This is a genomic window from Mycobacterium persicum (assembly GCF_002086675.1).
In the GTDB taxonomy this organism is placed as follows: Bacteria; Actinomycetota; Actinomycetes; order Mycobacteriales; family Mycobacteriaceae; genus Mycobacterium; species Mycobacterium persicum.
Genome location: NZ_MVIF01000002.1, coordinates 151,590 through 172,997, shown reverse-complemented (window position 1 = coordinate 172,997; position 21,408 = coordinate 151,590). Strand labels below are relative to the sequence as shown.

The following is a 21,408-nucleotide window of genomic DNA, read 5'->3' as shown; positions in this document are numbered from 1 at the left end:
CCGCGACGTATCAGATTTGGCTCGCCGGCTCCCTGTGGTGGCGACGACCGGAGCCGACCGCTGCCGCGCCACCCCGGTTGACGTTCGGCACCACCCGACGCCTAACGTGCAGGGCAGGATTGCCGGTGGCCATGCGGATGGTTCCAGCTCCACGAGGGGCACGCACCGGCGGTCACCCGACACAGGAGGCTACCGATGAAGCTGGCGCTGACGACCGACGAAGCCGCCTTCCGCGACGACCTTCGCACCTTCTACACCACGCGGATCCCCCAAGACATTCGTGACCGGGTGCGCCGCGGCGACTCGCTGAGCAAGGATGACATCGTCGGCTGCCAGAAGATCCTCAACGATCACGGGCTGGCGGTACCGAATTGGCCGGTCGAATGGGGCGGTAAGGACTGGACACCCACCCAGCACCAAATCTGGGCCGACGAGATGCAACTCGCATGTGTCCCGGAGCCGCTGAACTTCAATACCAAGATGGTGGGGCCGGTGATCGCCGAATTCGGCTCCCAGGAGATCAAGCAGCGGTTCCTGCCGCCGACGGCCAGCATCGACATCTGGTGGTGTCAGGGCTTCTCCGAGCCGGAGGCCGGTTCCGACCTCGCCTCGCTGCGCACCACCGCGGTCCGCGACGGCGACAGTTATGTCGTCAACGGGCAGAAGACGTGGACGACGCTGGGCCAATACGCGGACTGGATTTTCTGTCTGGTGCGCACCGACCCGCAGGCGCCCAAACGGCAGGCCGGCATCTCGTTTCTGCTCGCCGACATGGCCACGCCCGGCATTACCCTGCGCCCGATCAAGACGATCGACGGCGGCCACGAGGTCAACGAGGTGTTTTTCTCCGACGTTCGGGTGCCCGCCGACCAGCTTGTCGGACAAGAGAATCAGGGCTGGACCTACGCGAAGTTCCTGTTGGGCAATGAGCGCACCGGAATCGCCGGGGTGGGCCGTACCAAGGTGCGCCTGGCCGAGGTGAAAAAACATGCCGCGCAGACGGGTTTGCTGCTTGATCCGCTGTTTGCGGCGCGGCTCGCCGAAGCCGAAAACGAGCTACTGGCACTGGAACTCACCCAAGCCCGGGTGGTCTCGGACTCCGCAGACGGTAAGCCGAATCCGGCGTCGTCGGTGCTCAAGCTGCGCGGCAGCCAACTGCAGCAGATCGCCACCGAATTACTGGTCGAGGTGGCCGGGCCCGATGCGCTACCGGCAGACGGCTCCCACGGCGACGAGATCGCTTCGCCGCCATGGGCACGAACCAGCGCGTCCCGCTACCTCAACTACCGCAAGACGTCGATCTACGGCGGCAGCAACGAAGTGCAGCGCAACATCATCGCGTCCACCATTCTCGGATTGTGAGGCAGTCATGGATTTTCAGCTGAGCGACGAACAGACGCTGCTGCGCGACACCACCCGCGACCTCCTGTCGCGCAGTTACGACGCGGAGAGCCGCAACAAGGTCATCGGCACCGATCTCGGGTGGAGCCGCGAGGTCTGGAGTCAACTCGCCGACACCGGGATCTTGAGCCTCGGATTCGACCCTGCCGAGTCCGGGCAGATCGAGATCATGGTGGTGATGACCGAAGTCGGGAGGCGGCTGGCGCCCGAACCCGTGGTGCATGCCGCGTTGGCCCCGGGAGCGCTCATCGCCGAGCTGGGCAACGACGCACAGCTACAGCTGCTCGACGACGTCGCCGCCGGGCAGCTGCTGCTGGCGTTCGCGCACTCAGAGCCCGGCCACCGGACGCCATCCGCCGATATCTCTACTCACGCTGTACGCCAAGGAGATTTGTGGCTGCTCAGCGGACGCAAGAATCCGGTGATGGCCGGCGACTGCGCCGACACGCTGGTGGTCAGCGCCGCGCTGCCCGACGGTGGCGTCGGGTTGTTCCTGGTCGACGGTGAGGCCGTCACCCGCCACCCGTACCCGACGTTCGACGGCCACCGGGGCGCCCAGGTCGATCTGGACCAGACGCCCGCTGAACCTCTGGGTGAGGCCGCTGAAGACGCGTCATCGGCGATCCGTGACGCCATCATTCGTATCCAGGCGGCGTTGTGCTCGGAAGCGGTCGGCGCGATGTCCGAAGCCCTGCGCCTGACCACCGATTACCTCAAGACCCGCAAGCAATTCGGCGTCACGCTCAACAAGTTCCAGGCGCTGACCCAGCGGGCCGCCGATATGTACGTGTCGCTGGAGATGGCCCGCAGCATGGATCTCTACGCAGCGATGTCGATCGCCGACGGCAACCTCGACCCGCTGATCGCGTCCCGGGCGAAGTTGCAGGTGGGCCGGTCCGCTCGGCACATCGCGCAGGAGTCGATTCAGTTGCACGGCGGCATCGGGATGACCGCGGAATATCCGGTGGGGCATTACGCGGCCCGACTCACCGCGATCGAGCACACTCTGGGTTCCGGCCAGGACCACCTGCACGTCCTTATCGACCACCTCGGCGACTACGAGCTTGTCCGGCTTTGATTCGGGCATCGACACGGTTGGCCGGACCGACGTAGCGAGTCGCCGGATTGCACCGGGTGGGCAAGGTTCGGCGAGATGGCCACACTGACCTGGCTCGGCGTGCCCGGCGATGAACAGGCATGGATCACACTCGGATTCACCGTCGACGATGGTGACATCCGGATCGGTCGGGTGTGTTGTACACTCACCGACGAGCGTTGCTGGGGTTTCGACGAAACCCACGACGACGCAGCGATTCTCGGGATACCGACGACGGTCCGGCCGGCGATGACCGGTGCCGTGCACCCATGTGGGGTGACCCAGGTCGACCACGTCGTGTATACGGTGCCAGACTTGGACGTCGGAATCTCCGCTCTCACAGCGACATTGGGCACCCCGCCGCGCCGGCGTTTTCATCCGCGCGGGCCAGACGGTCCGGAAATGGCGTTCTATCGTGTTGGTGAGGCATTCATCGAGGTGGTGGCCAGCGGCGCGGAGCCGGCGCTGATCGGGCTGGCATTGCGTTCTCCTGACCTGGATGGCAGCGTGAACGCGATCCGAGCGGCCGGTGGTCCGATCTCGGACCCGAAACCCGCGGTCCAAGGCGGTCGCATCGCCACCGTATGGCACGGCCACCTCGGTTGGGGCCTGGCCATCATGGGGCCATAGGATTTTCGGATCGCTGACCGGCCGCGCAACTGAGGCCGCGAGCGACTGTGGTAAGCAGCTCTGGCGGGTCCTTCAGAACTCGAACGCCGTTTGAGCGGGGACGTAGCTGGCAAACGCTGCATCGAGCCGACTCACCAAGCCAGAGTCCTTGGTGCGCAACCGGTTCGCCGCGGCCAACGTGGACGCCCGGTGCACCCCGAGGTACAGGCTGCCCAGCACGTCGCGACCCAACACGACGTCCGCCGCCGCATCCGTCGGGCTACAGCTGGCACGTCCGTCCCGGATCTGCAGCCGATATCGACCCCCATCAGATACGCCGATCACTGTGGCGAGGTCGGCACAATAGCCGCGCGCCTCGAGCGCGGCCGGGATATCCATAATTCGCAGCCACAGACCATCTTGGCGAAATGTCGGGCTGGCCAGACGCGTATCGGTGAGCAGGAACGCCAGCGGGTCGTCCGGATGGGTGATAACTCTGACTCGCTCCATCGAGTCAAGCCCGAGCAGCGCACGCCATAAGGAGATGTGCGCGTCGGCGGTTACAGCACGCAGCTCCTCGACCCGCGCCAACTTCTGATCCGAGGCGTCCACCCGATACAACGCATAGCCGTCGGTGTGCAGGAAGCCAAACAATCTTGCGTCACCGCGTGGTGAATTCGTGCATTCACCCAGCGCGTCTTCCCAAAGCACGTCAGGACGGACCAGCCCGCCGGGCACCTGTTGGCGCCAGCGCTCGTAGATCGCAGCGAACTCGTCGCGATGCTCGGCGGGGTTAACCAACCGGACCCTTCCGCCGTCGGGTGCGTCGAGGTGGAACCGGGCGAAACGCCGGTCGAGGGTCAACTCCTGCAGTACGGTGGCAGGCCCATAGCCGAACCGGCCGTAGATACCACCCTCGCTGGCATACAACGCCGCCATCGGGTACCCCGAATCGGCTATACGCCAGTGCAATTCGGCACACATCGCGCGCAACACGCCCCGACGGCGATGCGTCGGCGCGACCGCGACAAAGCTCAGGCCGGCGGTCTGCAGCACCGCGCCGCCGGGAACCGTCAACCGCAGATCCAGGTACAGCGCCATGCCCACGATGTCGCAACCGTCGCAAACCACCACTGCACCGTCAGCGGGTATCAGACTGCGCCAGGTGTTGGCCGGACGAGGACCCATGAAGTCCGGAAAGCTGGCGGCCGCCAGGAAGTACATTGACGGCCAGTCGTCCTCCGTTGGGCTACGGAGTATCAGGGATGTCGGTAAATCCTTTGGCACGGCGACGGTCACGAAACCGACTCTGGCACATACCCGCGCCCCCGCGCATCTGAATATCGCGGCAATAATGGTCCAATCGCACCCGGCAAAGGAGCCCTCGATGAACACAGACCGCCCGCTGCGGGTGATCCAGTGGACCACCGGAAACATCGGGCGGCGATCGCTGCACGCCATCATCGACCGGCCCGACATGCAACTCGTCGGGGTGTATGCCCACGGGCCGGACAAAGTCGGTGTGGACGCCGCCGACCTGGCGGGCTGGCCCGAGCCGACCGGAGTGCACGCCACCGACGACGTCGACGCGCTGCTGGCGCTGGGCGCCGACGCGTGTTGCTATAACCCGTTGTGGCCCAACATCGATGATCTGGTGCGTCTGCTGGAAGCGGGTGTCAACGTGTGCACCAGCGCCGCCTGGATCACCGGCGGCAAGCAGACGCCGCAGGATCGAGACCGCATCATCGCTGCCTGCGAGCATGGCGGCTCGACGATCTTCGGCAGTGGAGCGCATCCCGGCATGACCAACATGGTCGGCATGGTGCTCAGCGCCGCGTGCGAACGCGTCGACGAAATCCGCATCACCGAATCCGTGGACTGTTCCACCTACGAATCGGCGGAAACGCAGACGGCGATGGGCTTTTCGCGGGACCCCGACACCCCGGGCCTGGCCGAGAGTGTGCGTGCCGAAAGCGAGGTCTTCGCCGAATCGGCAGCCATGATGGCCGACGCGATCGGGGCCAAGCTGGACAGGATGACCTTCGACGTCACCTTCACCGCGGCCACCGCAGATACCGACCTGGGCTTCATGACGATCCCCGCCGGCACGGTCGGCAGCGTGTACGGCTACCACCGCGGCTGGCAGGGCGACCGCAACGTCGTCAGCGTCGGATTCAACTGGACCATGGGCAACCACGTGGTGCCGCCCAAACCGCTGGAGCACGGTCACGTCATCCAGGTCTTCGGCCTGCCGAACATGCGCACCGTGCTGCACTGCCTGCCGCCGAAGGATTGGACGGAGCCGGGTTTCATGGGCCTGGGCATGATCTACACGGCGATGCCGGTCACCAACGCGGTTCCGGCGGTGGTGGCCGCCAGACCGGGGATCGTGACGCTGGCCGATCTGCCGCCCATCACCGGCCGGGTGGCGCGCTAGCACTGAACCCGGGTATCCGACCGGCACCCCCGAGGAACGGTCACGTGCACTAAGGGTAAGGTGCTTAGCCAAGCAAAGGTTCTGTCTGCACCGGGCCTGGCTTACCGGGTGGGCCGCGACGACCTTTGGCGGTGAGCGGAAGGCGGTCAAGTGAAAACGATTCGCATTACCACCGTGACCAGGCACCTATGGATACCGCTGGTCCTGGTGATCGTGCTCGCGGTCTCCGGTTTGGTGGTGATGCGGCTGCACCGGATCTTCGGTTCCCAGGACCTCAACGCAAACGTCGGCGGCGGGATCGAGATCGTGCAATTCAACCCCAAGGTCGTCACCTATGAGGTCTTCGGTCCGCCCGGGAGCACCGCCAACATCAACTACTGGGACGCCGACGCCAACACTCACCAGGTCAACGCCGTAGCGCTGCCGTGGTCGGTGACGGTCTCGACGACGCTGCCCTCGGTGAGCGCCAACATCATGGCGCAGGGCGACGGCAGCCGGATCGGCTGTCGGATCACGGTGGACGGTGTCGTCCGGCAAGAGAAGAAGTCCGACGGCGTCAACCCGCAGACTTTCTGCCTGGTGAAATCCGCATGAGCCACGCGGAAGACCCGACCACGAGCGTGATCAGTACCCACCACGCCGAGACACGCCCCAGCAGCCACCCGCACCGGCCCGTCATCCCGCACACCATCCGTATCTTCGCGGTGCCGCTCATCCTGGCCTGGGTAGTGCTGACCGTCATCGTCAACGTCGCCGTGCCGCGACTGGAAGTCGTCAGCGAGGAACATTCCGCGCCGATGACGCCATTGGACGCCCCGTCGATGAAGGCAATGATGCTGTTGGGGCACAACTTCCGGGAGTTCGATTCCAACAGCACGGTCATGATCGTCCTGGAAGGTCAGCAACCCCTCGGCGACGACGCGCACCACTACTACGACAACTTGATTCGCCAACTGCGCCAAGATCCCAAGCACGTCCAGCACATCCAGGATTTCTGGGGAGACCGGCTCACGGCGGCCGGCGCGCAGAGCGCCGACGCCAAGGGCGCCTACGTCATGCTGAACCTCGCCGGCAACCAGGGCACCACGCTGGCCAACGAATCCGTCGAGGCCGTCCGCAAGGTGATCGACCACAACCCGCCGCCGCCCGGGGTGAAGGCCTACGTCACCGGTCCCGCCGCGCTCAGTGACGACATGCACATCATCGGCAACGCCAGCCTGGCCAAGATCACGCTGTTCACCCTCGGCGCCATCGCCATCATGTTGCTGCTGGTCTACCGCTCAATCGTCACCACGCTGGTCCAGTTGTTCATGACCGGCATTGCGCTGGCTTCCGCGCGCGGGGTGGTCGCGGTTCTGGGGTACCACAACGTCTTCGGGCTCACCACGTTCGCCGCCAACATCCTCACCATGCTGGCGATCGCCGCCGGAACCGACTACGGGATCTTCCTCGTCGGCCGTTATCAGGAGGCGCTAAGAGCCGGCGAAGATCGAGAAACCGCCTACTACACCACCTTTCGCGGGGTGGCCCCGGTGGTGTTGGGCTCGGGACTGACCATCGCCGGGGCGACCTACTGTCTGAGCTTCGCGCGGCTGCCCTGGTTCAACACCATGGGAGCGCCCGTGGCGATCGGCATGCTCGTGGTGGTGTTGGCCGGGGTGACGCTGGGTCCGGCGGTGGTGTTCGTGGGCAGTCGTTTCCACCTGTTCGCGTCCAGGCGGTCAGCCGGGAAGGGTCGGCTGTGGCGGCGGGTCGGCACCGCCGTGGTGCGTTGGCCGGCACCGATTCTGGCGGTCAGTGGGGCGATTGTGCTAGTGGGCATGGTGGCGCTGCCGACATTCAAAACCAGCTACAACGACCGCTACTATCTGCCGGCCGCAGCCTCCTCCAACCTCGGGCAAGCCGCCGCCGACCGGCATTTCTCCCAGGCGCGGATGAACCCGGACATGCTGATGATCGAGGCCGATCACGACATGCGAAATACCGCAGACATGCTGGTCTTGGACAAAGTGGCCAAAAACGTCATCCGGGTTATCGGTATCGCCATGATCCAGGACATCACCAGACCGCTGGGCATCCCAATTCAACACAGCTCCATACCATTTCAGAACAGCATGCAAAGCCAGACGACCATGCAGAACATGGCGTTCCTGAAGGACCGCATGGCCGACATCACCAAGATGGCCGACGAAATGCAATTCATGATCGACACGATGCAGCGCATGTACCGGGTGACCCAAGAGCTTTCCAGCGCCGCCGACGACAGCGCACGGACCACGGCCGAAACAGCGGAGATAACCAACCGATTGCGGGACCACATCGCCGATTTCGACGACTTCTGGCGTCCGATCCGTAGTTACTTCTACTGGGAGAAGCACTGCTTCGACATACCCATCTGCTGGTCGTTGCGGTCCCTGTTCGACTCGTTGGACGGCTTCGATCAGCTGGCCGGGCAATTCGACGAACTGACCGCAGACATCCGGCGCACTGCCACCGCCACCCACGAGATGCTGGTGCTGATCCCGCCGATGATCGAGACCATGAAGACCACCAAGGCGCTGACGCTGACCATGCAGGCCACCTTCTCGGCCATGCTCGACCAGATGGACGAGCTGAGCAATACCGCCATCGTCATGGGGCAGAGTTTCGACGCCTCCAAGAACGACGACTTCTTCTACCTGCCGCCCGAAGCGTTCGACAACCCCGACTTCCAGACCGGGCTTCGGATGTTCTTGTCGCCGGACGGCAAGTCCGCGCGCTTCTTCATCACCCACCAGGGCGATCCAATGACCCCGGAAGGAATCTCGCGAGTCGACGCCGAGCGCACCGCCGCCCAGGAGGGCCTCAAGCAGTCGTCGCTCTCGGATGCCAAGGTTTATCTCGGCGGAACCGCCGCGACGTTCAAGGACATGGCCGACGGCGAAAAGTACGACCTGATGATCGCGGTGGTGTCGGCACTGACGCTGATCTTCATGATCATGCTGTTGCTGACCCGAAGCGTGGTCGCCGCACTGGTCATCGTCGGCACCGCGGCGAGCTCGATCGCCGCGTCCTTCGGGTTGTCGGTGCTGATTTGGCAGGATCTGTTCGGCATCAAGATCCACTGGATCGTGGCGGCGCTGTCCGTCATCATCCTGCTGGCCGTGGGGTCCGACTACAACCTGCTGTTGGTCTCGCGGTTCCGGGAAGAGATCCATGCCGGACTTAAGACCGGAACCATCCGCTCCATGGCCGGCACCGGCGGGGTGGTGACGGCCGCGGGTCTGGTGTTCGCCTTCACCATGGCCGCCATGCTGGGAAGCGAATTGCGGGTGCTCGGCCAGTTCGGGTCGACCGTCTGTATCGGCCTGCTGCTCGACACGTTGATCGTGCGCACCCTGCTGATGCCGTCGATCGCCACGCTGCTGGGCCGCTGGTTCTGGTGGCCCCAGGTGGTGCACCCCCGCGGCCACAACGCCCGGAGAGCGTAATGCCCGCGAAAATCGTTCGGGTACTTTGATTTTCAAGTCCCGCGCGGTTGATGCCGGATCGATAAGCACACCAGGTGGCTTGGTTGCTCCGCACAGCAGCGCCGAACGTATTTGATGCAACCGTGTACAAGCCACCAAAGGCGATATCAGAATAATTTCATCGCTGTTTCATCGCCGCTGCAGATCCTCATCTGGCGACAGCGCAAGTGCGACGGACGGGAGGTACGAGATGTCGTACGTGAGCCTGGCGCCCGAGCTGGCGACGGTCGCGACGACGGACCTGACCCGTATCGGCTCAGCAATCAGCGCCGCAAACACCGCCGCCGCCGCCCCGACAACGGCGCTGCTGGTCGCCGGCGCCGATGATGTCTCGGCAGTGATGGCCACGCTGTTTGCCGAATACGGTCGCCAGTATCAGGCAATGGCCGCACAGGTCGCGGCATCTTATGACCAATTCACCCGCTCGGTGGTGGCCGGCGTGAACGCGTATGCGGCCGCCGAGGCCGCCAACATCACCCGGCTTGCGACGAGCGTGGTCAATGCGGTCAATGAGCCCGTCCTCGAGCTGACCGGGCGCCCGCTGATCGGCGACGGCGCCAACGGATACACCAACGCTCAAGGCGTGGGGACGGCCGGCAAACCCGGCGGCTGGTTGTACGGCAATGGCGGTACCGGTGGCACCAGCACTCGCGCCGGAGTGCCCGGGGGTGCCGGCGGGGCCGCGGGTCTGATCGGCGCCGGCGGTACCGGCGGCAGCAGCGTTTACGGCGGGGCGCCCGGCGGTGCCGGCGGGCCCGCGATCCTGATCGGCGACGGCGGCACGGGCGGGGCCAGCGGGCCCGGCGGGGTCGGTGGCGTTGGCGGCCGCGCCGGTTTGCTGTGGGGGCACACCGGCACCGCCGGCATCAGCACCCTGCTTTCGCCGAACCAAACCCTGATCTATGTGGATCAATACGGCAACCCGCTACTCAACATCTCGGTGGGCGGCGGACCCAGCTTGCCCGTCATCGTCGACTCCGGCTCCACGGGGCTCTTGGTCCCACCGCAATACGTCAATCTGGCGGCTCTCGGCCCGCCCACCGGGACGGGCTCCGTCAGTTACGGCCTCAGCAGCACCGGTCGGCTCTACATCGACTACCAGACATATCAAACGACGGTGAATTTCGGGAACGGCATCCTCACCGATCCGACCACCGTTGGCGTCGCCACCTCCGCATATCTGGGTACGCCAAGTAACCCCATTGACGTTTCGCTGTTACCCGCCTATCTGGGCGTCGGTCCCAACAACATGTACCCGTTCGCCACCCCCACCAACGCGGCGTTACCGGTGAACATGAATCAGGGCGTGCTCATCAATATGCCCCGGGGTTTGCTGGAGTTCGGCCCAAATTCGCTGCCGCCCATCGTCCAGCTCAATGGAGCACCGGGAACCATGGTTCAGGTACAGATCAACAACGGATTGCCGCAGACCGTCCCCGCATACATCGACTCCGGCGGCGTGGGCGGAACCATCCCACAATCGTTGGTGCCTGGCCTGGCGGTCGGCAATCACCTTCCCGCAGGCACCACCATCACCGTCTCCACGATCAACGGTGTGCCGCTCTACACGCAGACGGTCACTGCGGCCGATTCGCCGACCGTTGTGTCCGCGGGCAATCCGTTCAATACCGGGAATTACCCCTTCTCCATCGGGCCGATCTATATCTGGAACGATCCCAGCCCGATAGGAACGACGGTCTTCGACCGACTGGCCTGAGGCGTCAGCGGTAGCGGTCAACGTGCAGGCAGACCGCGACCGCCCCGGCGCCCACGTGTACCGCCAGCACCGGTCCCAAGTCGGTCACGATTGCCGGTTCACCCGCCGGCAGCCGCCGGGCCAGCTCCGCCGCCACTTCCCCGGCGCCGCCGGAGTTGGCGACGTGTTGCACCGCAACGGCAGCAGGGCCTTCGCCGACCACCTCGCACACCCGGTCGATCATCGCCGCCATCGCGTGTTTGACGGTGCGAACACGTTGGGCCAGAACAAGTTTCCCGTCGTCGATGCGAAGTATCGGCTTGAGAGCCAGCGCGGTACCCAGCCATGCCTTGGCGCCGCCGATCCGTCCGCTGCGGCGCAGGTTGTCCAGCCGGTGTACGACGATGAACGCCTGCGTGTGCCGCACCGCTTCCTGCGCTGCGCGAGCAACGGCATCCAGGTCATCGCCGGCGGCGGCGGCACGCGCGGCGGCCAGCACAGCGAATCCGGTGCCCATCGCCGCCGACTTCGAGTCGATGACCCGCACGGCCGGGCCGAGGCCGGCCGCGGTCAGCTCGGCAGCACGAAAGGTTCCCGACAGTCCCGACGAGATATGTACCGCCACCACTCCGTCTCCGTCGCTGTCGGCCAGCGCCTGCCGGTAGGCGGCATCCAGTTCGGCCGGGGTCGCCGCGGCGGTGGTGGCAGGACGCTGGTAGATGTCGGCGGGTATCGCATCGACACCGTCGCGCAGGTCGGCGCCGTCGAGCAGGATGTGCAGCGGCACTTCGCGTATCGCCCAGGTGTCACGCAGATCGGCCGGCAGGCGCGCCGACGTATCCGTCACCACCACGACAGACATGGCTCAGTGGCGCGGTTTCTCGTTCGGCACCCCTGCTTCGGCCAGCGCCTTGAGCATCAGTTCCGCGACTGCCTGATGGGCTTCGAAGTTCCAGTGAATGCCGTCCGGATTGCCTCGCCCAGTCATAATGTGCTCGGCGACAGCGGCTTTGAGGTCCACCAGGGGAATATCGTGGCCCTGCGCCCATTCGGTGATGGCCGCCGCGGTAGCCGCCCGCCCGTGGTGCGCCCTGCGGTAGGTCTCGGCGATGTGCACCGACGGCAGGGAGGCCACCACCGGGATGCCGGGCCGGTTGAAATCTATTGCCCCGCGGGTCTGTTCGAGGTATTCGACGGTCAGATGCGGGGGTAGCGCGGACCGGGCCACCGGCGAAAACCGAGGCTGCACCCAGGCGTAGCCGTCGCGCGCCCACCGCCGTAACCGAGGTGGGCGGACGTAGCGGATGAGTTCACGCAGCGCGGTCGGCAACACCGACGGCAGCGAATCCATCCCGCTGGTGGCGAAGACCACCGCTCCCGCCCGGGGCAGCGCCGCCCACGATCGCGGGTCCTGGGTCGCCGCCCACCACACGTCCCGGCAGGTCCAGCCGATGCGGCCGATCAGTTCCAGATCCCAATCTAGTTGGGCTGCAACGATATTAGGCCAGATTCGCGGGTCGTCGGCGGGCAGGCCGCCGGTGGGCCCGTAATAGGCCAGCGAGTCGGCGAAGACCAGCAGCGCCGGCCGAGTCTCAGAGCACATCGCCGATAACCTGAGCCGAGGCATTCCACACGTCGAGGCGCCAGCGGATGTGGCCATCGGCACCCGTCGAATGTCCGCTGAGTTGTGTCCAACTGGCATTGCCCATACCACCGAGGGCGGGCCAGTGGGCTACCGGCAGCTGCAGCAGCGCGGCGGTCAGCGCGGCGATGAGCCCTCCGTGGGTCACCAGCACCACCGGTCGATCCGGTTGCTGGGGGTCACCCCATCCCGGTTCGCTGGACACCAGTTCGGTGACCACCGGCAGACTTCGGGCGGCGACGTCGATCCTGGTTTCCCCGCCGTGCGGTGCCGACGTCGCATCCTCCCGCCAGGCCAGCCGCGCACCGGGTGCTTCGTCGTCGATCTCGGCGTGGGTCATGCCCTGCCAGTCGCTGATGTGAGTTTCGCGCAACCGGCGGTCAACCCGGACCGGCAATCCGGTCCGTTCTCCCAGCGTCATCGCCGTGTCGTAAGCGCGCCGCAGATCCGACGACACGATCAGCAACGGCTGCATCTTGCCCAGCGCTTCGGCGGCGGCGACCGCCTGCGCTCGGCCCAGGTCAGTCAGGTGGGTGTCGAGGTGACCCTGCATCCGGCTGCCGAGGTTGAAATCGGTTTGCCCGTGGCGCAGCATCACCAGCCGCCGCACGCTCATTGCCGATCCTCGGAGGTGGGCGCCAGGTCCACCGGCACCACCGGGCAGTCGCTCCACAGCCGGTCCAGGGCGTAGAAGTCGCGGTCATCCTGGTGCTGGACATGCACGACGATGTCGCGGTAATCCAGCAACGTCCAGCGGCCTTCCCGGGCGCCCTCGCGCCGCGCCGGCCGGTAACCCGCCCGGCGCATCTTCTCCTCAACTTCGTCGACGATCGCGTTGACCTGCCGTTCGTTGGACGCCGAGGCAATGACGAAACAGTCCGTGATGACCAGTTGCCCGGAGACGTCGATGACCACGACGTCGTCGGCGAGCTTGGCTGCGGCCGCACCGGCGGCCACCGTCGCCATATCGATGGCTTCTTTAGTGGCGGTCATGCGCTGTTCCCCGCGGTCAGGCTGGAACTCGTGGGGTTCGCTGGCTCCTCGGCTTTGCGGTAGAGGCCGCGTTTGGAGACGTACTGCACGACGCCGTCGGGCATCAGGTACCACAAGGGCCGTGATTCCGCGGCCCGCTGACGGCAGTCGGTGGAGGAGATGGCCAGCGCCGGGATCTCGACCAGGGTCAAGGCATCCTCGGACAGCCCGGCCACGGCGGCGGTGACATGGTCGTGGCGCAGGTCGTAGCCGGGCCGGCTGACACCGACGAACCGCGCCAGCTCGAACAGCTCCTCCCAGCGGTGCCACGACAGAATCGACGCCAGCGCGTCGGCGCCGGTGATGAAGTACAGCTGCGCCTGCGGATCCAGGTCGTGCAGATCGCGCAACGTGTCCTTGGTGTAGGTGGGGCCGCGGCGGTCGATGTCGACTCGGCTCACCGAAAAGCGGGGATTGGACGCGGTCGCGATCACCGTCATCAGATAGCGGTCCTCGGCGGCGGAAACGTCGCCGCCCTTCTGCCATGGCTGGCCGCTGGGCACGAACACCACTTCATCCAGGTCGAACCGGTCGGCCACCTCACTGGCGGCAACCAGGTGGCCGTGGTGGATGGGATCGAACGTCCCACCCATCACTCCTAGCCTGCGACGGTGCTTTTGCACGATTTGCCAGCTTACTTCGACCTGTCACGGATCTTGTCGCGCGGTTCAGCTGGCCGGCGTCCGGCTTCGTCGACGACGCGCTGGCCGGTGCGGCCGCCGAAGAGCATCGGCTGCCCCTGGCATCCCGGAATCGGCTGCCGCCGAAGGCTACCGCGGCTCACTCGGAAATTCATGGTGACCACGAATGCGGCTGGTCAACGAATATCCTCGTGCGCGGCCCTTGATGCCTGGCTCTGATGTCGGCACACCTCGGCCCTGTTTTGGCACGCCGATATCGCACCGTCGCTCAAACCGTTCGTGATGGCAGGCGTTCCGGAGATGCTCAGGTGCTCACCGAATCGGCGGCCATGCCACCGTATCGAGTGTGCAGTGACGGCTTTGACTGTGTATGTAGGGCGGGCACATCCACGATCGGCCGCCCTGACGGCACACCCGGCGCCGCCAGCGCACACCCGGCGCCGTCAGCCCACACTCGGCGCCGTCAGCGCACACCCGTCGGCGCACACCCGGCGCCGTCGGCCACCGACCCAACCGCACCAGCACCCGATCTCCATCCCCCACACCGGTTCGCAGCCCCAGGACCGCTCGGAGCTGGACATCGAATCACTGACCTGGGCGCCGCGATCCGTCAGCCATTCGTTGGCCGGCACAGTTCCGGAGGAAACCGGGCCGAAGCCGGGCCAAGCCATTGCTCGAATGCCGGTGTAACCGCGCGCTAGGTCGTGTAAAAGGTGTCTGTGGATAATTTGGCGCCCAGCCCGGACCGGCCCACAGCATTGCTGAAGGAGTCCATGACCCGGCGGTTCTACACCCGCTCGCAGGTCACCGGCGAGATCACGTTGCCGGCCGTGCCGGGCATGATCGACGAATACGTGGCGATGTGCGCCAAGCTCTTCGCCACCGTGGGCCGGCAGTTTTCCGACGACGAACTTGCCCATGTCAGAAAGGTCCTCGAGGCCCAATTGGCCCAGGCGTACGCGGCGTCGCATCGCTCGAACATCATCATCTCGTTCAACGCTCCCATCGGCCCGACCTTGCACTACCAGGTGCGGGCCCATTGGCGGACCGTGGCGCAGGAGTACGAGAGCTGGATCAGCACCCGCGAGCCGCCACTTTTCGGCACCGAACCCGACGCCCGGGTATGGGCGCTGGCCAACGAGGCGGCCGAACCACGCACGCATCGGGTGCTGGAGATCGGGGCAGGCACCGGCCGCAACGCCTTGGCGCTGGCGCGGCGCGGGCACCCGGTCGACGTGGTGGAGATGACGCCGAAGTTCGCCGACATCATCCGCTGCGACGCCGAACGGGAATCCCTCGACGTGCGGGTCATCGCGCGGGATGTCTTTTCGAGCATGGACGAGCTGCGGCGCGACTACCAGCTGATTGTGCTCTCCGAGGTGGTGTCTGATTTCCGGACGGCACAGCAGTTGCGCGGCCTGTTCGAGCTGGCGGCGCAGTGCCTGGTTCCCGGCGGACGCTTGGTGTTCAACGCCTTCCTGACGGACCTGGACTACATGCTCGACGAGGCCACCCGGGAGTTCGGGCAACAGGTGTACACCAGCATCTTCACTCGACCGGAGATGTCGGCTGCCGCGGCCGGGCTTCCGCTGGAGCTCGTCGGCGACGACTCCGTCTACGACTACGAGAAGGCGCACCTGCCCCCTGGCGCCTGGCCACCCACCAGCTGGTACGCCGACTGGGTCAGCGGCCTCGACGTGTTCCCCGTCGAGCGGGAGACGAGCCCGATCACGATGCGCTGGCTGGTCTTCCGCAAAACCCGCTGAGCCGGGTCACACCGGCAACAGCTGGTCGATCACCTCGGCCAGCTGCTTGGCCGAGCGGCATTCGTGCATGGCGATCACTTCCTGATAGCGCGGCACCGCCGAATCACCACTGCCCCACAGGTGTTTCGGCTCGGGGTTGAGCCAGTGCGCGTGCCGGCTCGCGGTGACCATGTCGGCCAGCACGTCGACGGCCGGGTTGCGGTAGTTGGTGCGGCCGTCGCCGAGTACCAGCAGTGAGCTGCGCGGCGACAGCACGCTCGGGAAAGCCTGCAGGAACGAGACGAAAGCGTTGCCGTAGTCGGAATGGCCGTCGCGGTTGTACACGCCCGCTTCGCGGGTGATCCGCTGGATCGCCACGGCCAGATCGGCTTCCGGGCCGAACATGTGGGTCACTTCGTCGGTGGTGTCGATGAAGGCGAACACCCGAACTCGGGAAAACTGTTGGCGCAGAGCATGGACCAGCAGCAGCGTGAAGTGACTGAACCCGGCGACCGAACCGGAAACGTCGCACAACACAACCAGTTCCGGACGGGCCGGACGCGGTTTGCGCAGCACCACGTCGATCGGGACACCGCCGGTGGACATCGACTTGCGCAGCGTCTTTCGCAGGTCGATCGATCCGGCGCGGGCCCGGCGCCGGCGCGCCGCCAGCCGGGTCGCCAGCGTGCGGGCCAGTGGGGCCACCACCCGGCGCATCTGGCGTAGTTGCTCACCGGAAGCCCGCAGGAACTCGACGTTCTCGGAAAGCTGTGGGATGCCGTACATCTGGACGTGGTCCCGGCCGAGCTGCTCGGCGGTGCGCCGCTTGGTCTCGGCGTCGACCAACTTACGTAACTGTGAAATACGTTGTGCTGCAAGCGCTTTAGCTATCTGCTCCTGGGTGGGGGTGGGCTCGTCGCCGTAGGGGGCCAGTAGTCCCGCCAGCAGCTTGCCCTCCAGTTCGTCCAGCGCCATCGCTTTGAGCGCCTGATACGAGGAGAACGACGGGCCGCGGCTGGAGCTGTATTTGCCGTAGGCCTCGACGATGCGCGCGATCATCGCCACCAGCCGTTCGTCCATATCGGCCAGGTCGGAGTTGTCGGTCAGCAGATCCAACAGCATCTGCCGCATCGCCTCGACGTCGTCGGGCGGCAGCGAACCGTCGTCGTCGGCGTCGTCTTCGGTGACCGCCGCGCGGGCGCCCAGCGCTGCGGGAAACCACAGGTCGAACATCGCGTCGTAGGTCTCGCGGTGATCGGGCCGGCGCAGCACCGCGCACGCGATGCCCTCCCGCAACACGTCACGATCGCCCAGACCCAGCGTTGCCATCACCCGCCCGGCATCCACCGTCTCCGACGGACCCACCGAAATCCCAACGGCGCGAAGTGCTTCCACGAACCCGACCAGATGACCGGGCAGCCCGTGCGGGGCCAGCGGGCGGGTGGGACGGATACGTCGGGTGGCCATCGGCGCAGCCCCTTCAGTTGAGCCGCAGCTCGCCGGCCGCGCGTTGCTGGTCGGATTGGTGTTTGAGCACGACGCCGAGCGTGGCGGCGACCACGGCGTCGTCGATGGTGTCCAGGCCCAGCGCCAGCACCGTCCGGCCCCAGTCGATGGTCTCGGCGATCGACGGCACCTTCTTGAGCTGCATGCCGCGCAGCACGCCGATGATGCGCACCAGCTCCTCGGCCAGGTGCCCGGGCAGCTCGGGGACTCGCGACAGCAGGATGCGCCGCTCCAGCTCGGGACTGGGGAAGTCGATGTGCAGGAACAGGCAGCGACGCTTGAGCGCCTCCGAGAGTTCGCGGGTGGCGTTGGAGGTCAACACCACGAACGGCGCCCGCTCGGCGGTGAGCGTGCCCAGCTCGGGAACGGTCACCGCGAAATCGGAAAGCACCTCCAGCAGCAGTCCTTCGATTTCGATGTCGGCTTTGTCGGTTTCGTCGATCAGCAGCACCGTCGGATCGGTGCGCCGGATCGCCGTCAGCAACGGACGCTGCAGCAGGAACTCCTCGCTGAACACGTCGTCTTTGGTGGTCTGCCAGTCGCCCGAGCCGGCCTGGATGCGCAGGATCTGCTTGGCATGGTTCCACTCGTAGAGGGCCCGAGCCTCGTCGACGCCCTCGTAGCACTGCAGCCGGACCAGTCCGGATCCGGTGGCCTGGGCGACGGCACGCGCGAGTTCGGTTTTACCGACGCCGGCCGGGCCTTCCACCAGTAGCGGCTTACCGAGCCGGTCGGCTAGAAAGACGGCCGTCGAGGTGGCGGTGTCGGGCAGGTAACCGGTCTCGGCCAGCCGCCGCGAGACGTCGGCGATATCGGCGAATAGTGGCGTGGACCGAGCGGGTAACGTCACAATCAGTTCTCCTTAGCAGGGCCGGCTAGGCCGGACGAGTATGGCCGTCTCCCCACACGATCCACTTGGTCGAAGTCAATTCCGGCAGTCCCATCGGACCGCGGGCATGCAGTTTCTGGGTGGAGATGCCGATCTCGGCGCCGAAGCCGAACTGCTCGCCGTCGGTGAACGCCGTCGACGCGTTGACCATGACTGCGGCGGCATCGACCCGTTCGGTGAACCGTTGAGCCGCAGCAAGATTGGTGGTCACGATGGCTTCGGTGTGTCCGGTGCCGTACTCGTTGATGTGAGCGATCGCCGCGTCGACACCGTCGACCACAGCCACCGCGATCTCCATCGCCAGATATTCCCGGCGCAGGTTGTCGTCGTCGGCATTCGGATGCACGGTGACACCGGCGTCCTGCAGCGCCGCCAGTAGCCGGGGCAGCGCGTGATCGGCGATGTTCGCGTCGACCAGCAGGGTCTCGGCCGCGTTGCAGACGCTGGGCCGGCGGGTCTTGGAGTTCAGCAAAACCCGTTCGGCCACGTCCAGGTCGGCGGCTTCGTGGACGTAGACGTGGCAGTTGCCCACACCGGTTTCGATGGTGGGCACCTGGGCGTCGCGAACCACGGCCTCGATCAGGCCCGCTCCCCCGCGCGGAATGGCCACGTCGACCAGGCCGCGCGCCTGGATCAGGTGGGTGACGGTGGACCGGTCGGCGGCCGAGAGCAGCTGTACCGCATCGGTGGGCAGGTCCTGGCCGGCCAGCGCGCTGCGTAACACCGTGACCAGCGCTTCGTTGGACCTCGCGGCGGAGGAGCTGCCGCGCAGCAACGCGGCGTTGCCCGACTTCAGCGTGAGGCCGAAGGCGTCGACGGTGACGTTGGGCCGGCCCTCGTAGATCATGCCGACCACACCGAGCGGGACGCGTTGCTGGCGTAGTTGCAGCCCGTTGGGCAGCGTGTAGCCGCGCAACACCTCGCCGACCGGATCGGGCAGGCCGGCGACTTGGCGCAGACCGGCGGCGATACCGTCGATACGCTGCGGGTTCAGGGCAAGCCGGTCGAGCATCGCGGCGGGTGTGCCGGCGGCGCGCGCCGCATCGAGGTCTTCGGCATTGGCGGCCAGAATCTGGTCGGCGCGCGACAAGATCTCGTCGGCGGCGGCATGCAACGCGCGGTCTTTAACCGTCCTGGGCAACACGGCCAGCAGCCGGGCCGCCACCCGCGCCCGGCGGGCGGCATCGTGCACCTGTCGACGGTAGTCCGGCTCTCGTTCCTGAGTCGTCCCCCGGGCCTGGGGGCGGGAGGTGCCCCCAGCGCTCGGGGACGGCGCTTGCACACTCATTGCCCCAGCGTAACGGGCGTTAGCCGACCGGGTACGACGGCCCGGTTCTGGGCTGCCGCGGGAAAAGCCGGGGACGAACGGCGGGTTCGGCACAATGGGGCCTCGTGATCCGATGCGACGTGATCCGATACGACCGAGTCGTGCGCGCTTGCGGAACGCGGCAGGCCGGGAGGACGGGAAAGGACCACATGCATGCCATCTGATAAATCGGCTCACAAAAAGAGGCCGGCCCAGAAGCTCACGCACCAAGAATTCGAGAAAATCACCGTCTTCCCGGCGCGCGAGATCATCACCATGTGCGAGGCGATGCCGACGGCAACGGCAGTGGCCGTGGGCGGCGGAAGGATCGTCGCCGTCGGCACGCTGGACATGTTGCGGCCGTGGCTCGACCGCTACGAGTACGAAGTCGATGACCGGATGAAGGACAAGGTCCTGATGCCGGGCTTCATCGACCCGCACGTGCACCCGTCCTTGCCCGCCGTCTTGACTCAGTATCCGTTTCTGGCGCCCGACGACTGGACCCTGCCGACCGGGAAGTTCCCCGGGGCGAAAACTCCGGAGTCTTACCTTGCCGGGCTCGACAAACTGGTTGCGGCACACCAGGATTGGACGCTGCCGTTCGTCACCTGGGGCTACCATCCGCTGTGGCACGGAAAACTCACCAAGTCCGACCTGACTCAGCGCTACGGCGACAAGCCGATCATCTTGTGGCATCGGTCGTTTCACGAGCTCTTCCTCAACGACGCCGCGCTCAACTGGACCGGGGTCACGTCAGAGCAGTTCAGCGGGCATCCGGACGCCAACTGGGAAGAAGGACATTTCTGGGAGAACGGGGCGCAGCTATTGAACGCGTCTCGGCTGGGCAGATTGCACTTCGATCCGGACCGTTATCGCAAGGGGATGCAGAACTTCCTGGAAATGGTGCATATGGCCGGCGTGACCACGTGCCTGGACATGGGAGTTGGCATCTTCGGCGACCCTGTCGGCGAGACCAAACTGATCCGCGACACCGCCGAGTCGACGCAGGCGCCCTGCCGCATCATTCTCACGCCCACCACGGCCGACTTCATCCCCCGCGGCGTCAACCCGGCGGCAGCGCTCGAGGCGGCCGAAGAGTGGGCAACGCACAACAGCGCGCGGGTGATGTTCGACCGTCACTTCAAGCTGCAGGCCGACGGCGCGATCTACAGCGGACTCTCCCAATGCGCTTTCCCGGGTTATCTGGACGGCCACCAGGGCGTGTGGATGGCCCCGCCAGAGCTGCTATACAGCTACGCCGAACCATTCTGGAAGGCCGGCTACCAGTTGCACGCCCACATCAACGGCGATCTCAGTTCCGCAACCTACATTGACATCATCCGCAGGCTGCTGGACGTCAAGCCGCGCTTCGGCCATCGCGCCACGCTGGAGCACTATGCCTTCAACAGCGAGGACCAGTGCCGGCAGATGAACGAGATCGGCATGCTGGTCTCGTGCAACGCGTACTACCTGTACATGCTCAGCGATATCTTCAGCGAGCAGTGGCTGGGCCCGGATCGCGGAGCGCAGATGGTGCGGCTGGGGATGCTGGAGCGGATGGGTATGCCGTTCACCGTACACTCCGACTGTCCGATGGCGCCGTTGTCGCCGCTCACCCTGGCGTGGGTGGCGGCCAACCGGGTGACGATCAACGGCAACCTGAATTGTCCGCAGGAGCGGGTCAGCCTGCATACCGCGCTCAAGGCGATCACCATCGATGCCGCCTGGATCCTGCGCAAAGAAGACGAGCTCGGCTCCATACGCGCCGGCAAGAAAGCGGACTTCGCGGTGCTCGAGGAAAACCCCTATGACGTTGGCGCCGAGGCCCTCAAGGACGTCGGCATCTGGGGCACGGTGTTCGAAGGAGAAGTGCATCCGCTCGGGTGAGGGCAGGCTCGA

General features: G+C 65.9%; 19 protein-coding genes. 9 read left to right on the top strand and 10 right to left on the bottom strand.

Annotation, left to right across the window (positions count from 1 at the left end; genetic code table 11):
* The first annotated feature begins 195 nt into the window (after positions 1-195).
* From BST40_RS01925 to BST40_RS01915, 3 genes are all read left to right on the top strand, one after another.
* On the top strand, positions 196-1,362 hold the full coding sequence (locus BST40_RS01925) for an acyl-CoA dehydrogenase family protein (protein ID WP_075549366.1): 1,167 nt from the start codon (positions 196-198) through the stop codon (positions 1,360-1,362).
* 7 nt (positions 1,363-1,369) lie between these two features.
* Positions 1,370-2,479, top strand: a complete 1,110-nt coding sequence (locus BST40_RS01920) for an acyl-CoA dehydrogenase family protein (protein ID WP_083153232.1) — start codon at positions 1,370-1,372, stop codon at positions 2,477-2,479.
* A 75-nt stretch (positions 2,480-2,554) separates the two neighbouring features.
* Complete coding sequence (locus BST40_RS01915; protein WP_075549368.1) at positions 2,555-3,127, top strand: VOC family protein; 573 nt, start codon at positions 2,555-2,557, stop codon at positions 3,125-3,127.
* A 72-nt stretch (positions 3,128-3,199) separates the two neighbouring features.
* Here BST40_RS01915 and BST40_RS01910 read toward each other — a convergent pair whose 3' ends face one another.
* A complete protein-coding gene (locus tag BST40_RS01910) occupies positions 3,200-4,393 on the bottom strand; it encodes a GNAT family N-acetyltransferase (RefSeq protein WP_075549379.1) in 1,194 nt (397 codons plus the stop codon).
* 100 nt (positions 4,394-4,493) lie between these two features.
* On the opposite strand from BST40_RS01910, the gene BST40_RS01905 reads away from it, so the two are divergent.
* The 4 genes from BST40_RS01905 (at position 4,494) to BST40_RS01890 (ending at position 10,769) form a co-directional block, all read left to right on the top strand.
* Positions 4,494-5,543 carry an NAD(P)H-dependent amine dehydrogenase family protein gene (locus BST40_RS01905; protein ID WP_083153230.1) on the top strand — a complete coding sequence of 350 codons (1,050 nt, stop codon included), beginning with the start codon at positions 4,494-4,496 and terminating at the stop codon, positions 5,541-5,543.
* 174 nt (positions 5,544-5,717) lie between these two features.
* The gene (locus BST40_RS01900; protein ID WP_396669940.1) at positions 5,718-6,137 is read left to right on the top strand and encodes an MmpS family transport accessory protein; all 420 of its coding nucleotides are present in this window, start codon (positions 5,718-5,720) and stop codon (positions 6,135-6,137) included.
* On the top strand, positions 6,134-9,013 hold the full coding sequence (locus BST40_RS01895) for an MMPL/RND family transporter (RefSeq protein ID WP_083153226.1): 2,880 nt from the start codon (positions 6,134-6,136) through the stop codon (positions 9,011-9,013). Before BST40_RS01900 ends, BST40_RS01895 begins: the two co-directional genes overlap by 4 nt.
* 229 nt (positions 9,014-9,242) lie before the next feature.
* Positions 9,243-10,769, top strand: coding sequence for a PecA family PE domain-processing aspartic protease (locus BST40_RS01890; RefSeq protein WP_083153224.1), 1,527 nt, complete (start codon positions 9,243-9,245; stop codon positions 10,767-10,769).
* Positions 10,770-10,773: 4 nt separating this feature from the next.
* Here the strand turns inward: BST40_RS01890 and BST40_RS01885 are convergent, their stop codons facing one another.
* The 6 genes from BST40_RS01885 to BST40_RS01860 all read right to left on the bottom strand — a co-directional run bounded on the left by BST40_RS01885 (position 10,774) and on the right by BST40_RS01860 (position 14,695).
* A complete protein-coding gene (locus tag BST40_RS01885; protein ID WP_075549372.1) occupies positions 10,774-11,610 on the bottom strand; it encodes a DegV family protein in 837 nt (278 codons plus the stop codon).
* 3 nt (positions 11,611-11,613) lie between these two features.
* Positions 11,614-12,351 carry a diglucosylglycerate octanoyltransferase gene (gene octT / locus BST40_RS01880; protein WP_075549373.1) on the bottom strand — a complete coding sequence of 246 codons (738 nt, stop codon included), beginning with the start codon at positions 12,349-12,351 and terminating at the stop codon, positions 11,614-11,616.
* Positions 12,341-13,006: a glucosyl-3-phosphoglycerate phosphatase gene (gene gpgP, locus BST40_RS01875; RefSeq protein ID WP_075549374.1), complete on the bottom strand. Its 666-nt coding sequence runs from the start codon at positions 13,004-13,006 to the stop codon at positions 12,341-12,343. The genes octT and gpgP overlap by 11 nt, the downstream gene beginning before the upstream one ends.
* Positions 13,003-13,383: a ribosome silencing factor gene (rsfS, locus tag BST40_RS01870; RefSeq protein ID WP_075549375.1), complete on the bottom strand. Its 381-nt coding sequence runs from the start codon at positions 13,381-13,383 to the stop codon at positions 13,003-13,005. The genes gpgP and rsfS overlap by 4 nt, the downstream gene beginning before the upstream one ends.
* The gene (gene nadD, locus BST40_RS01865) at positions 13,380-14,045 is read right to left on the bottom strand and encodes a nicotinate-nucleotide adenylyltransferase (RefSeq protein ID WP_083153222.1); all 666 of its coding nucleotides are present in this window, start codon (positions 14,043-14,045) and stop codon (positions 13,380-13,382) included. The genes rsfS and nadD overlap by 4 nt, the downstream gene beginning before the upstream one ends.
* A 461-nt stretch (positions 14,046-14,506) precedes the next feature.
* The gene (locus BST40_RS01860) at positions 14,507-14,695 is read right to left on the bottom strand and encodes a hypothetical protein (protein ID WP_122511600.1); all 189 of its coding nucleotides are present in this window, start codon (positions 14,693-14,695) and stop codon (positions 14,507-14,509) included.
* Between the two features lie 141 nt (positions 14,696-14,836).
* Here BST40_RS01860 and BST40_RS01855 point away from each other — a divergent pair, with 141 nt between their 5' ends.
* The gene (locus BST40_RS01855) at positions 14,837-15,829 is read left to right on the top strand and encodes a class I SAM-dependent methyltransferase (protein ID WP_075548340.1); all 993 of its coding nucleotides are present in this window, start codon (positions 14,837-14,839) and stop codon (positions 15,827-15,829) included.
* A gap of 6 nt (positions 15,830-15,835) precedes the next feature.
* Here the strand turns inward: BST40_RS01855 and BST40_RS01850 are convergent, their stop codons facing one another.
* From BST40_RS01850 to BST40_RS01840, 3 genes are read right to left on the bottom strand one after another with little or no spacing between them, the layout of a single operon-like run.
* Positions 15,836-17,275, bottom strand: a complete 1,440-nt coding sequence (locus BST40_RS01850; RefSeq protein ID WP_075548341.1) for a vWA domain-containing protein — start codon at positions 17,273-17,275, stop codon at positions 15,836-15,838.
* A 13-nt stretch (positions 17,276-17,288) separates the two neighbouring features.
* Entirely contained in the window at positions 17,289-18,164 is an 876-nt protein-coding gene (locus BST40_RS01845) for an AAA family ATPase (RefSeq protein WP_075548342.1), read from the bottom strand.
* Positions 18,165-18,189: 25 nt separating this feature from the next.
* Positions 18,190-19,491 (bottom strand): glutamate-5-semialdehyde dehydrogenase, encoded by a 1,302-nt coding sequence (locus tag BST40_RS01840; protein WP_075548343.1) that lies wholly within the window; start codon positions 19,489-19,491, stop codon positions 18,190-18,192.
* Between the two features lie 192 nt (positions 19,492-19,683).
* On the opposite strand from BST40_RS01840, the gene BST40_RS01835 reads away from it, so the two are divergent.
* On the top strand, positions 19,684-21,396 hold the full coding sequence (locus BST40_RS01835; protein ID WP_082275538.1) for an amidohydrolase: 1,713 nt from the start codon (positions 19,684-19,686) through the stop codon (positions 21,394-21,396).
* Positions 21,397-21,408: the final 12 nt, after the last annotated feature.